Origin of the sequence: Euryhalocaulis sp., from assembly GCF_013911995.1 — a bacterium.
GTDB classification, from domain to species: Bacteria; Pseudomonadota; Alphaproteobacteria; order Caulobacterales; family Maricaulaceae; genus Euryhalocaulis; species Euryhalocaulis caribicus.
Window position 1 is genome coordinate 21,746 of the sequence record NZ_JACESD010000032.1, and the last position, 11,057, is coordinate 32,802.

15 protein-coding genes are annotated in these 11,057 nt (G+C 64.0%); all 15 read right to left on the minus strand.

What is annotated here, in order from left to right:
- Positions 1 to 31 precede the first annotated feature (31 nt).
- On the minus strand, positions 32 to 505 hold the full coding sequence (locus H2040_RS09490; RefSeq protein ID WP_287157025.1) for a hypothetical protein: 474 nt from the start codon (positions 503 to 505) through the stop codon (positions 32 to 34).
- 24 nt (positions 506 to 529) lie between these two features.
- On the minus strand, positions 530 to 1,501 hold the full coding sequence (gene thiL / locus H2040_RS09495) for a thiamine-phosphate kinase (RefSeq protein ID WP_287157026.1): 972 nt from the start codon (positions 1,499 to 1,501) through the stop codon (positions 530 to 532).
- Complete coding sequence (gene nusB / locus H2040_RS09500) at positions 1,494 to 1,976, minus strand: transcription antitermination factor NusB (protein ID WP_022698027.1); 483 nt, start codon at positions 1,974 to 1,976, stop codon at positions 1,494 to 1,496. Before nusB ends, thiL begins: the two co-directional genes overlap by 8 nt.
- Positions 1,969 to 2,400, minus strand: a complete 432-nt coding sequence (locus tag H2040_RS09505) for a 6,7-dimethyl-8-ribityllumazine synthase (RefSeq protein WP_287157027.1) — start codon at positions 2,398 to 2,400, stop codon at positions 1,969 to 1,971. Before H2040_RS09505 ends, nusB begins: the two co-directional genes overlap by 8 nt.
- Positions 2,393 to 3,523: a 3,4-dihydroxy-2-butanone-4-phosphate synthase gene (ribB, locus tag H2040_RS09510; RefSeq protein ID WP_287157029.1), complete on the minus strand. Its 1,131-nt coding sequence runs from the start codon at positions 3,521 to 3,523 to the stop codon at positions 2,393 to 2,395. Before ribB ends, H2040_RS09505 begins: the two co-directional genes overlap by 8 nt.
- A gap of 7 nt (positions 3,524 to 3,530) precedes the next feature.
- Positions 3,531 to 4,136: a riboflavin synthase gene (locus tag H2040_RS09515; RefSeq protein WP_287157030.1), complete on the minus strand. Its 606-nt coding sequence runs from the start codon at positions 4,134 to 4,136 to the stop codon at positions 3,531 to 3,533.
- Positions 4,137 to 4,138: 2 nt separating this feature from the next.
- Entirely contained in the window at positions 4,139 to 4,813 is a 675-nt protein-coding gene (locus H2040_RS09520) for a RibD family protein (protein WP_287157032.1), read from the minus strand.
- Positions 4,810 to 5,274 (minus strand): transcriptional regulator NrdR, encoded by a 465-nt coding sequence (nrdR, locus tag H2040_RS09525; protein WP_022698032.1) that lies wholly within the window; start codon positions 5,272 to 5,274, stop codon positions 4,810 to 4,812. The genes H2040_RS09520 and nrdR overlap by 4 nt, the downstream gene beginning before the upstream one ends.
- Before the next feature lie 12 nt (positions 5,275 to 5,286).
- Positions 5,287 to 6,591: a serine hydroxymethyltransferase gene (gene glyA, locus H2040_RS09530; RefSeq protein ID WP_287157034.1), complete on the minus strand. Its 1,305-nt coding sequence runs from the start codon at positions 6,589 to 6,591 to the stop codon at positions 5,287 to 5,289.
- A gap of 61 nt (positions 6,592 to 6,652) precedes the next feature.
- On the minus strand, positions 6,653 to 6,847 hold the full coding sequence (locus tag H2040_RS09535) for a DUF6898 family protein (RefSeq protein ID WP_022698034.1): 195 nt from the start codon (positions 6,845 to 6,847) through the stop codon (positions 6,653 to 6,655).
- Between the two features lie 21 nt (positions 6,848 to 6,868).
- Complete coding sequence (gene hemA / locus H2040_RS09540; protein WP_287157035.1) at positions 6,869 to 8,098, minus strand: 5-aminolevulinate synthase; 1,230 nt, start codon at positions 8,096 to 8,098, stop codon at positions 6,869 to 6,871.
- A gap of 83 nt (positions 8,099 to 8,181) precedes the next feature.
- On the minus strand, positions 8,182 to 8,688 hold the full coding sequence (gene ldtR / locus H2040_RS09545; protein WP_027068409.1) for a transcriptional regulator LdtR: 507 nt from the start codon (positions 8,686 to 8,688) through the stop codon (positions 8,182 to 8,184).
- Between the two features lie 108 nt (positions 8,689 to 8,796).
- Entirely contained in the window at positions 8,797 to 9,708 is a 912-nt protein-coding gene (gene mmsB, locus H2040_RS09550; protein ID WP_287157036.1) for a 3-hydroxyisobutyrate dehydrogenase, read from the minus strand.
- Between the two features lie 2 nt (positions 9,709 to 9,710).
- Positions 9,711 to 10,775, minus strand: a complete 1,065-nt coding sequence (locus tag H2040_RS09555; RefSeq protein ID WP_287157038.1) for an enoyl-CoA hydratase/isomerase family protein — start codon at positions 10,773 to 10,775, stop codon at positions 9,711 to 9,713.
- 27 nt (positions 10,776 to 10,802) lie between these two features.
- The coding region (locus H2040_RS09560; RefSeq protein WP_287157040.1) for an acyl-CoA dehydrogenase family protein at positions 10,803 to 11,057 on the minus strand (255 nt) is incomplete at its 5' end.

Sequence of the window (11,057 nt, forward strand, 5' to 3'; positions counted from 1 at the left end):
GAACCCGTTATAAATAATGGGGTGTCAGGACCTAGCTGCGGGAGTCCACGGTCAGGAAGTGGATGCCGGTGATTGATTCTCCGCCCAGCGTCTCGTTCGCCGTGGCCATCCAGACCTTCGCCGCCTTTTCACGGTCCAGCGCGCGTCCGTTGCCGTCCGCGCCCAGAGACTGCTTGTGCGCGGCCCGGATCATCGCATCGCGGACATAATGGGTCCGCCCGCGCACCTTCCAGGGATCAACGCCGTCCGCGACCTGCAGGCGAACCGACACGAAGACGTAATTCAGAAGGCGGCCGTCCTCGAAAACCGGGACGACAAGGGTGGGAATCTCCACGCCGCGGCCGTTATCTTCCGGCGGTTCGGCTTCTTCTTCCGGAGATTCCAAAGTGAAACCGGCCTGATAGCGGTTCCCATGCGCTTTGCTCTTGCCCGATTTCTCGGGCGCCGCGGCAAACGCGGGAAGCGTGAAGAGCACAAAGCCAAGGATCAGGAGCGCCTGTTTCATGGCGCGAGATATACGGCAAAGCCGTCAAAAATGGGTGAATCCCGCTCGGACGGCCGAAACCGGCCCGTTGCGTCCGGTGGCGTTCACCCCCTCGCCTTCATTCACCCCGCCAATGCGGGTGATGCCGATGCCCGTCTGATCGGCCGCGTACGCAACCGCATCCTCCGCGGAAGGCGGCGCGGCGAACAGGATCTGGTAGTCGTCCCCGCCCGTCGCCAGATCCAGCAACCGGTCATCGGGGGCGACGTCAGCCTCAATCCAGCGGCGCGCCTGTTCACTGACCGGCATGAGGGAGAGGTCCACTTCCAGACGTTTCCCGGATTGCCGGGCGATATGCCCCGCATCCGCCAGCAGCCCGTCTGAAATATCCAGCGCCGCCGACGCCAGCCCCGGCATATAGGCCGCAAGCGCGACGGGAGGCTCAGGCTGACGATATGCGGCCTTCTGACCGGCCCATTCTCCCTTGAGCCGGCCCTGTAACGCCTGAAGGCCAAGCCAGGCTTCCCCGATCCGGCCGGTCACATAAAGGCGGTCGCCGGCTTGCGCCCCGTTGCGGCGCACCATGCCCTTGTCCGGCCGTTTGCCCAGCGCAGTGATGGAGAGCGTCAGCGGCCCGTTTGTCGCTGTCGTGTCGCCGCCCAGCAGCTTCACGCCGTAACGGGTCTGGTCCTCGGCCAGTCCAGACGCCAGCGCCGCCATGTCAGCTTCTGAAAAGTCGTCGGGCAGCGCGAGAGACAACATGTAATGGACCGGCGCCGCGCCCTTGGCGGCAAGGTCCGACAGATTGGCCCTCAATGCTTTTTGCGCGATGCCGTCCAGCGGATCATCCGCCAGGAAATGCCACCCGGCGATCATCATGTCGGACGTAACGACCCAGCCCTCGCCCGCAATCAACTCGGCGGCGTCATCGGTCAGGGCAAATCCGCCCTCGCCCGAAAGCGGCGCCAGATAGCGCCGTATGAATTCGAATTCCCCGGGGCGTTCGCCGCTAGCCATTCAGGGCCAGCTCGCCGCCCCGCACGTCGCGGGCGACGGCGTCCAGAACGCCATTGATGAATTTCGGCGAGTCGTCCTCAAAGAAATCGCGGGCGATCTCGACATATTCATTGATGATCGTCTTCACCGGCACGTCGGAGCGTTGCGTCAGCTCATAGACCCCAGCCCGCAGCGCGGCCCGCAGGGTCGAGTCGATGCGGTCCAGCCGCCAGCCCGTGGCCAGACGTTTGGAAACGATGGAATCGATATCGTCCTGACGCCCGACAACGCCCATGACCAGATCCTCGAAGAAATCCTCGTCCGCCTCGATATAATCGGGAACTTCGTGCTCCCCGCCGAAACGATAATTGCGGAACTCCAGGACTACGGCCTTGGCACCGCGGCCGGAGACCTCCATCTGATAGAGCGCCTGAACGGCGGAAAAGCGCGCGGCGGCCCGCAGGCGCGCGCGGTTCTCTGAAGGGTTCTCACTCATCTTCGAATTTCGCCTTCAGCTCGATCATGCGAAGGGCGGCGTTCGCCGCGTCCGCGCCTTTATTCTTGCGGTCCGGCATGGCCCGCTCCATGGCCTGGCTCATGCTTTCTACGGTCAGGATGCCATTGCCCAGCGGAACGCCGATCAACGAAAGATCCATCAGCGCCCGCGCGGTTTCCTGACAGATATAGTCATAATGGCTCGTCTCGCCCCGGATCACGCAGCCCAGCGCCACGAACCCGTCATAGCGGTCGCTGTCGGCCGCCGCGGCGATCACGCCCGGAATTTCGAAGGCGCCCGGCACGTCGATCCGCTCATGCGATGCGCCGGCCTTGTCCAGCGCCGCCGCGGCGCCGTCATAGAGCGCGTCCGCGACGTCGCCATAAAAGCGCGCTTCCACGATCAGCAGGCGGGGTTCAGCCATGATAATGTTCCTTGCCGTCGAAAGTGCGCCAGCCGGAAACGGTCAGTCCGTAACCCTCAAGACCCACAAGCTTCTGCGGCGTATCGGTCAGAAGCGTCATCTTTTCAACGCCCAAGTCCCGTAGAATCTGCGAACCGGTGCCGATCTCGCGATAGCGCTTGATCTCCGCATCCTCGTCTTCCGCCGGCGAATCCCCAAAACGGCGGGACAGCGCGCCGGCGTCCGTGTCGCGGATCAGCACCACCACCCCGCCTTGCGGCGCGTCGGCGACAATCTCCATGGCGCGGGAGATCAGGTCCGTGCGTCCGCGCTCCAGACCCAGCAGATCGGCGCCGAAATCCACCTTGTGAACCCGCACCAGCGTCGGTTGGCCGGCGTCGATCTCTCCGGAGACCAGCGCCGCGTGTTCCGACCCGTCGACCGTGTTGCGATAGGCCATCATGCGGAATTTCCCGCCATGCTGACTTTCGATCTCGGTTTCCAGCAGGCGTTCGACCACATTGTCGTGCCGGCGGCGATAGGCGATCAGATCCGCGATCGTGCCAATCTTCAGGCCGTGCTCCTGCGCGAACTCGATCAGGTCCGGCAGCCGCGCCATGGTGCCGTCATCCTTCATCACTTCGCAGATCACCCCGGCCGGGAACAGGCCCGCCATGCGGGAGATGTCGACCGCCGCCTCGGTATGCCCGGCGCGCACCAGAACCCCGCCATCCTTCGCAACCAGCGGGAAGACATGGCCGGGCGAGACGATGTCGTTGGCGCGTTTGTCAGGATCGATGGCGACGGCGATCGTGTGCGCCCGGTCATGGGCGGAAATTCCGGTCGTGATCCCCTCGCGCGCTTCGATGGAAACGGTAAAGGCGGTGCGGTTGCGCGCCTGGTTCTCGCGGGACATCGGCTCCAGGCCCAGAGTCCCGGCGCGCGCCTGCGTCATCGGCAGGCAGATCAGGCCGCGGCCGAACTTGGCCATGAAGTTCACCGCCTCGGGCGTGGCGAACTGGGCGGGGATGATCAGGTCGCCCTCATTCTCCCGGTCCTCGGCGTCGACAAGGATATACATCCGCCCGTTGCGGGCGTCCTCGATGATGTCCTCGATGGGAGAGATCCGGCTTTGGTCGGTCATGACGCCCTTATCCGCGCGCTTCCAGAAGACGGGCGAGATAGCGAGCCACGGTATCGATTTCCAGATTGACGCGCGCGCCAACCTGCAGCGATCCGAGGTTAGTCACATCAGCCGTATGCGGAATGAGGTTCACGCCAAACCGCGCGCCCTCCACCTCGTTCACCGTCAGCGAGACGCCGTTGATGGTGATAGAGCCATTGGGCGCGATCATTGGCGACAGCGCCTCCGGCGCCTCGAAGACCAGCCGCAGGGAGCGTGCATCTTCGCTGCGCTCGACCAGTTCGCCGACGCCATCAACATGTCCGGTCACCAGATGCCCGCCAATTTCGTCGCCGAAACGCGCGGCCCGCTCCAGATTGACCGTCGAACCTTCCCGCCAGCCGCCCAGCGTTGTCTTGGACAGCGTCTCGTTCGACACGTCGCAGGCATGAACTGCGCCCGCGCCCTCGGGCTCCGCGCTGACGATGGTCAGGCAGGCGCCGTCATGGGCGATCGAGGCGCCAATCACGAACTCGGCCGCCGGGATTTCGCTCTGTACAAAAATGCGGACATCGCCGCCCTGGCGCTCCAGCCGCCGGACCGCGCCCTGATGAGTGATAATTCCAGTAAACATGGCTACTCCCTGACCGGGACGTAGCGATCCCAGACGTCGCCGCCAAGATCTGTAGACTCCTGAAGCTTGAAGCGCGGCGCCGCGCCCGGCGCGTCCATGTCCAGATCCCCTATCCCGGCCACGCCGTCGCCGCCCAGCACGACCGGCGCGCGAAACCATTCCAGCGCATCCACCAGCCCGGCCTTGATGAAGGACGCCGCCACCTGCCCGCCGCCTTCGACGAACACCGATTTCACGCCGTCCTCCGCCAGCCCGGCCAGCACGGCCTCGGGGCAGACCCCGCCATCCGCCGGCCTGATCTTCTTCACCGTCACGCCCTTGGCGGCCAGCACGCTGGCATTGATGCCCGGCGCGCGTTCGCTGCAAAAGACGATGACCGGAATTTCCTTGGCGGTGGTCGCCAGTTCGCTGTCCGGATGCAGCCGCAGCCGCGTGTCCAGCACCACCCGGACCGGTTGCTCGCCGTCAAAATCGTCCAGCCGCACGGTCAGGGAGGGATTGTCCGCCCGCGCCGTGCCTATGCCGATCAGGATGGCGTCATGCTCTGCGCGCAGCCGGTGAGACTGTTCCCGCGCCGCCTCTCCGGTGATCCACCGGGACTTGCCGCTGGCCGTTGCGATGCGGCCGTCGAGAGAGGTCGCGAGCTTGAGCGTGACGCGCGGGCGCGCAGCGGTCATTCGTCGTCCCTGGACAATTGCTCGTCCTCGATGAATTCCTTGAAGTCTGCAACTTCGTGAAACGCCTTGTAGACCGAGGCGTAGCGGACATAGGCGACCTGATCGAGCTCCTTGAGAGCCTCCATCACATATTCGCCGATCTCGACGGAGGGAATATCGGTCTCTCCGCTGGATTCGATCCGCCGCACGATGCCGCTGACCATCTGTTCGATGCGTTCGGGCTCCACATTGCGCTTCTGCATGGCCAGCATAATCGAGCGCATCAGCTTGTCGCGGTCGAACATGGAGCGTTCGCCGTCCCGCTTCACGATGGTCAGCGCGCGCAGGGAGACCCGCTCGAACGTGGTGAAACGCTGCCCGCACTTGGCGCATTGCCGGCGGCGGCGAATGGCGTTCCCGTCCTCGGCGGGACGGGAATCCTTCACCTGCGTATCGGGGTCACCGCAATAGGGGCAGCGCATCGCGTATTTTCCTTATGCGTCAGGATAGATCGGGAAGCGGCCCGTCAGGCCGGTCACCTTGGCCTTCACCGCCGCTTCGACCGCCGGATCAGCCGCGCCCTTCGCGGCCATGGCGTCCAGCACTTCGGCGATCCACTCGCCAACCTGGCGGAACTCCGCCGCGCCAAATCCGCGCGTCGTGCCCGCCGGACTGCCCAGACGCAGGCCGGACGTCACCATCGGCTTTTCCGGGTCGAACGGCACGCCGTTCTTGTTGCAGGTCATATAGGCGCGCTCCAGCGTTTCCTCGCCGGCATTGCCCTTCAGGTTTTTCGGCCGCAGGTCCAGCAGCACCAGATGCGTGTCCGTGCCGCCGGAAACGATGTCATAGCCGGCGTCTTTCAGGGTGTCGCCCAGCGCCTTGGCGTTCTCGATCACGTTGCGCGCATAGATCTTGAAGTCCGGGGTCAGCGCCTCGCCGAAGGCCACCGCCTTGGCGGCGACGGCGTGCATCAGCGGCCCGCCCTGCATGCCCGGGAACACCGCCGAATTGATCTTCTTGGCGATATCCTCGTCATTGGTCAGCACCATGCCGCCGCGCGGACCGCGCAGCGTCTTGTGCGTCGTGGTCGTGGCGACATGCGCGTGGTCCAGCGGGTTGGGATGCGCCCCGCCCGCGACCAGCCCCGCGAAGTGCGCCATGTCGACCATCAGATAGGCGTCCACGGCATCGGCGATTTCGCGGAAACGCTTGAAGTCGATCGTGCGCGGATAGGCGGAGCCGCCGGCGATGATGATCCGCGGCTTGTGCTCATGCGCCAGGCGCTCGACCTCGTCATAGTCAATCAGATGGTCGTCCTTGCGCACGCCGTAATGATGCGCCTGAAACCACTTGCCGGAGACATTGGGCGGCGCGCCGTGTGTCAGGTGGCCGCCCGCGGCCAGCGAAAGACCCAGAATGGAATCGCCCGGCTTGGCCAGCGCCAGGAACACCGCCTGATTGGCCTGACTGCCGGAGCTCGGCTGCACATTGGCGAACCCGCAATTGAACAGGCGCTTCGCGCGGTCACGGGCCAGGTTTTCCGCCTCGTCCACGAATTCGCAACCGCCATAATAGCGGCGCCCCGGATAGCCTTCGGCGTATTTATTGGTCAGCACCGACCCTTGAGCCTGCAGCACGGCCTTGGAGACGATGTTTTCGGACGCGATCAGCTCGATCTGGTCCTGCTGACGCTTACGCTCGCGCTCCATCGCGCCAAAGATGTCGGGGTCCTTGTCGGCGAGGTCCTGAGTGAAAAACGTCTCGGCGAGCGAGCCGGTTTCAAGCGCGTCGGCCATGGAAAACTTCTCCGTCTGCGGAACTACAAAATCCAGTGCATAGGCGGCTGCGCGCACACAATCAATCGCTGCGCCCGAGCCCCTTCTTCTTCATTACATAGTCAAGCTTGCGCCGGGCCAAAGTCTTCAGATCAGCCTGCGAGGCGCTGACCGGCCCGATGATCCACGCCTCGACGCCCGTGGCTTCGTCCACCGCGGCGACGCGCACGATGTTTCCGCGCCTGACAAATTCGAAAATGACGCCCCGGCCGGGCATCGCCTTTCCCGCGCCTGCGGGTCAGGCCGCCGCTGGACGGCGCGCCACGTTACACTGCGTCCACAGCGCATCCATGGACGAGACAAGCTTGTCCAGCATGGGGTCGTCGTGCATCGGCGACGGCGTAAAGCGAAGCCGCTCCGTGCCGCGCGGCACGGTGGGGTAATTGATCGGCTGCACATAAAGGTCGTGATCGGCCAGCAGCAGATCGGAAACCGCCTTGGTGTGGCGCGGGTCGCCCACGAACACCGGCACGATATGGCTTTCGGACTGCATCACGGGCAGGCCGGCGTCCGCGAAACGCTGTTTCAGCTCCGCCGCCTTGGCCTGATGCGCCGCCCGCAATTGCTGCCCTTCCGCGCCTTGCAGGATTTCCACGCTTTTCAGCGCGCCCGCGGCCAGAACGGGCGAAAGCGCCGTTGTGAAAATGAAGCCCGGCGCCCAGGAGCGCACGGCATCGACGATCGTCGCGTCGGCCGCGATATAGCCGCCCATTACGCCGAACGCCTTGCCCAGCGTGCCTTCGATAATATCGACCCGGTCCATGACGCCGTCGCGCTCGGCGACGCCGCCGCCATGTTCGCCATAAAGGCCCACGGCGTGAACCTCATCCAGATAGGTCATCGCGCCGTACTTGTCGGCCAGGTCGCAAATCGCGCCGATGGGCGCGATATCGCCGTCCATCGAATAAACGGATTCAAATGCGATAACCTTGGGCGCGTCCGCCGGCGCTTCGGCCAGCAGGCTTTCCAGATGCTCGACATCGTTGTGGCGGAAAATCCGCTTCTCGCAGCCGCCGAACCGAACGCCTTCAATCATAGAGGCGTGGTTCATCTGATCGGAGAAAATGATCAGGCCCGGCAGGATCTTCGCCAGTGTCGAAAGCGTCGCCGAATTGGCGATATAGCCGGAGGTGAACAGCAGCGCGCCGCTCTTGCCGTGCAGGCCCGCCAGCCGGTCTTCCAGATCGACATGGAAACGCGTGGTGCCTGCGATATTGCGCGTGCCGCCGGCGCCGGCGCCGGTTTCGTCCAGCGCGCCGTGCATGGCGTCCAGCACGTCCTTGTGCTGACCCATGCCCAGATAGTCGTTGGAGCACCAGACGGTGATTTCGCGAATCTGGCCGTCATCGCCGCGCAGACGGGCGCGCGGGAACTGGCCGCGCAGGCGTTTGAGGTCCGCAAAGACCCGGTACCGGCCTTCCGCCTTGACCGTGTCCACGGCCTCTTCGAATGCTTTCCGGTAGTCCATTGCCCGTCCTGCAAATCAGGTTTTACAGGACCCTATGCCCCAAAGGAGCGCGCGGCGCCAACTTTTGTCGGCGCCGCAAAAGGTCACAGGCGATACTTTATGTGATCTTCCCAATAGCGTTCAAGACGCATCAGGGCCGTGTTCATGCTGTCCAGATCGTCCTGATCGACATTGGCGACCGGCTGAAGCGACTTCAACTGACGATCGAACAACGTCTTCAATTGTTCGCGCACGTCCGAACCGGCCTGCGTCAGGCTGACCCGGACCGCGCGGCGGTCGGAGTCGCAACGCTCGTGACGGATATAGTCCGCCTCGACCAGCTTCTTGAGGTTATAGGAGACGTTGGAGCCCAGATAATGCCCGCGGCTCCGCAGTTCGCCCGCCGTCAGTTCCTGATCGCCGATATTGAACAGCAGCAGCGCCTGAACGCTGTTGATGTCGTTCCGGCCATGTCGCTCCAGATCATCCTTGATGACATCCAGAAGCTGGCGGTGCAGCCGCTCGACCAGGGTCAGCGTCTGCAGATAGCTCTTCTGAAAGTCAGGCTCTTGCTCGTCCGTACGGCTGGTTTCAGCCGCCGCATTTTGCATGCCCATAATCCCACCTTCTTCCCGGGTTTCACCCATGTTTCAGGTCGGATTAAAATCGAAAATGTCTAAAAGACGTTTAATTCGCTGGAGATAGATTTAACGGAGCGCCTAACCGGTCCATCCCGATTCGCTCAGGGACCCATCCAGCAGTTTCATGATACCGGAAAAATCCTTGTTCCCCGCGCCCAGCGCATCGAACATCGCGTAAAGCGCCTCGGCCTGCGCGCCCATCGGGGTGGAAGCGCCGTTGGCCGACGCCGCTTCCTGCGCCAGTTTCAGATCCTTCAGCATCATCGCCACGGCGAACCCGGGATTATAGTCGCGATTGGACGGCGCGGCCGGAACCGGCCCCGGCTCCGGGCAATAGGCGGTCAGCGACCAGCACTGGCCCGAGGCCTGTGACGCGATATCGAAGAAATTTTGCGGGTCCAGCCCCAGCTTCTTGGCCAGCGCAAACGCCTCGCACGTGCCGATCATCGAAATGCCCAGCAGCATGTTGTTGCAGATCTTCGCCGCTTGTCCCGCCCCGGACTCGCCTGCGCGGATCACCGCCTTGCCCATGATGTCCAGGATCGGCTCGGCCTTGCCGAACGCCTCTTCCGGCCCGCCAACCATGAAGGTCAGCGTCCCGCCGTCCGCCGCCGCGACGCCGCCGGAAACCGGCGCGTCGACCATCAGGAATCCGGCCTGGGCCGCCGCTTCGCCGACAGCGCGCGCGGACTGCACGTCAATGGTGGAGCAATCGATCAGCAACGTGCCCTCGCCCGCCAGTTCAATCACGCCGCCTTCATTTTCATAGACCGACCGCACATGCTTGCCGGCCGGCAGCATGGAGACCACCACCTCGGCGCCGCTGATCGCGTCTTCCATCCGGTCGACCGGATTGCAGCCCTGCTCGCCGGCCTTCTTGCGGGCGGCTTCGGACAGGTCGAAGGCGCGGACATCATGGCCCGCCTTGGCCAGGTTCGCGGCCATGCCTCCGCCCATGTTTCCCAGTCCGATAAATGCGATGGCGGTCATGGTCAGTTGTCCTTCGTGTCGTCGATGAATGTCAGCTCGCGGTCATCGTCCAGCGGCGCGAAATATTGCTCCAGCTCCGCATCGCCCACGCGCTCAAGGTCGGAGGGGTCCCATTTCGGATCGCGGTCCTTATCGATGATCTGGGCGCGAACGCCCTCAAAGAAATCGTGCCCTTTCAGGCAATGCGCGGAGAGGCGCAGCTCCCGCCGCATCGTGTCCTCGAACTCTGTCTGCGCGCCCATCTGGATGGCGCGGTGCGTCAGCTTCAGCGATGTCGGGGATTTGGTCCGCATCGTCTTGGCCTGCTCGATCGCCCAGTCGGAGCGGTCATTGTCCAGCGAGGCCAGAATCGCCTCGACCATCGGCGCGGCGAAGTGCGTCTCGATATCTTCCTGACGCTTCTTCACCTCGCTCTCGCCCGCCTCTTCGGAAAAGGCGGCCAGCGTGTCCTCGATCCCCACCGGCCCGTTTTCCAGCGCCTCGATCAATGCCGGGCGTTTGTCGCTGGGCGTGTAGGAGGTCGCGATGCCCATGGCCATGGCGTCCGCCGTTTTCAGGCGCGCCCCGGTCAGGCCCATCCACATGCCCGTCTTGCCCGGCAGCCGCGGCAGGAAATAGGTGCCGCCGACATCGGGATAAAAACCGATGCCCGTCTCCGGCATGGCCAGCATCGTGCTGTCCCCGGCCACCCGGTAATCGCCATGCACGGAAACGCCGACGCCGCCGCCCATCACAATGCCGTCGATCATCGCGACATAGGGCTTGGAGTAACGCTTGATCAGCTGGTTGAGACGATATTCGTCGCGCCAGAATTCATAGGCGCGCTCGTCCCCGGCCTTGCCGCTTTCATAAAGCAGGCGGATATCGCCCCCCGCGCAGAAGCCGCGATCCCCGGCGCCGTCCACCACGACCACCTTGACGTCCGGGTCGTCGCGCCACTCCAGCAACGCCTCGGTCATGTCCAGGCACATCTGGCGGGTCAGGGCGTTCAGCGCCTTCGGGCGGTTCAGCGTGATCCGGCCGGCCCGACCCTTCTTCTCGATAATCGTTTCGGACTCTTCCGACATTGAAAATTCCTTCCGGCCGAGCGCCGCTCAGCCCTTCATTTCGTGGCGGGCGATGATCACCCGCATGATCTCGTTCGTGCCTTCCAGGATCTGATGGACGCGCAAATCGCGCACGAGCCGCTCCACCGGATAATCCTTCAGGTATCCGTAGCCGCCGTGCAGTTGCAGCGCCTGGTTGGCGATGTCGAAGCAGGCGTCGGTCGCGAACCGCTTGGCCATGGCGCAAAGCTTGGGCGTTGCCGGATCCTTGGCGTCCAGCGCGGCGGCCGCGCGGTAGAGCAT

Coding starts and splice junctions, on each gene's coding strand:
- H2040_RS09490 (WP_287157025.1), bottom strand. CDS start 505: ATGAAACAGGCGCTCCTGATCCTTGGCTTTGTGCTCTTCACGCTTCCC.
- thiL (WP_287157026.1), bottom strand. CDS start 1,501: ATGGCTAGCGGCGAACGCCCCGGGGAATTCGAATTCATACGGCGCTAT.
- nusB (WP_022698027.1), bottom strand. CDS start 1,976: ATGAGTGAGAACCCTTCAGAGAACCGCGCGCGCCTGCGGGCCGCCGCG.
- H2040_RS09505 (WP_287157027.1), bottom strand. CDS start 2,400: ATGGCTGAACCCCGCCTGCTGATCGTGGAAGCGCGCTTTTATGGCGAC.
- ribB (WP_287157029.1), bottom strand. CDS start 3,523: ATGACCGACCAAAGCCGGATCTCTCCCATCGAGGACATCATCGAGGAC.
- H2040_RS09515 (WP_287157030.1), bottom strand. CDS start 4,136: ATGTTTACTGGAATTATCACTCATCAGGGCGCGGTCCGGCGGCTGGAG.
- H2040_RS09520 (WP_287157032.1), bottom strand. CDS start 4,813: ATGACCGCTGCGCGCCCGCGCGTCACGCTCAAGCTCGCGACCTCTCTC.
- nrdR (WP_022698032.1), bottom strand. CDS start 5,274: ATGCGCTGCCCCTATTGCGGTGACCCCGATACGCAGGTGAAGGATTCC.
- glyA (WP_287157034.1), bottom strand. CDS start 6,591: ATGGCCGACGCGCTTGAAACCGGCTCGCTCGCCGAGACGTTTTTCACT.
- H2040_RS09535 (WP_022698034.1), bottom strand. CDS start 6,847: ATGCCCGGCCGGGGCGTCATTTTCGAATTTGTCAGGCGCGGAAACATC.
- hemA (WP_287157035.1), bottom strand. CDS start 8,098: ATGGACTACCGGAAAGCATTCGAAGAGGCCGTGGACACGGTCAAGGCG.
- ldtR (WP_027068409.1), bottom strand. CDS start 8,688: ATGCAAAATGCGGCGGCTGAAACCAGCCGTACGGACGAGCAAGAGCCT.
- mmsB (WP_287157036.1), bottom strand. CDS start 9,708: ATGACCGCCATCGCATTTATCGGACTGGGAAACATGGGCGGAGGCATG.
- H2040_RS09555 (WP_287157038.1), bottom strand. CDS start 10,775: ATGTCGGAAGAGTCCGAAACGATTATCGAGAAGAAGGGTCGGGCCGGC.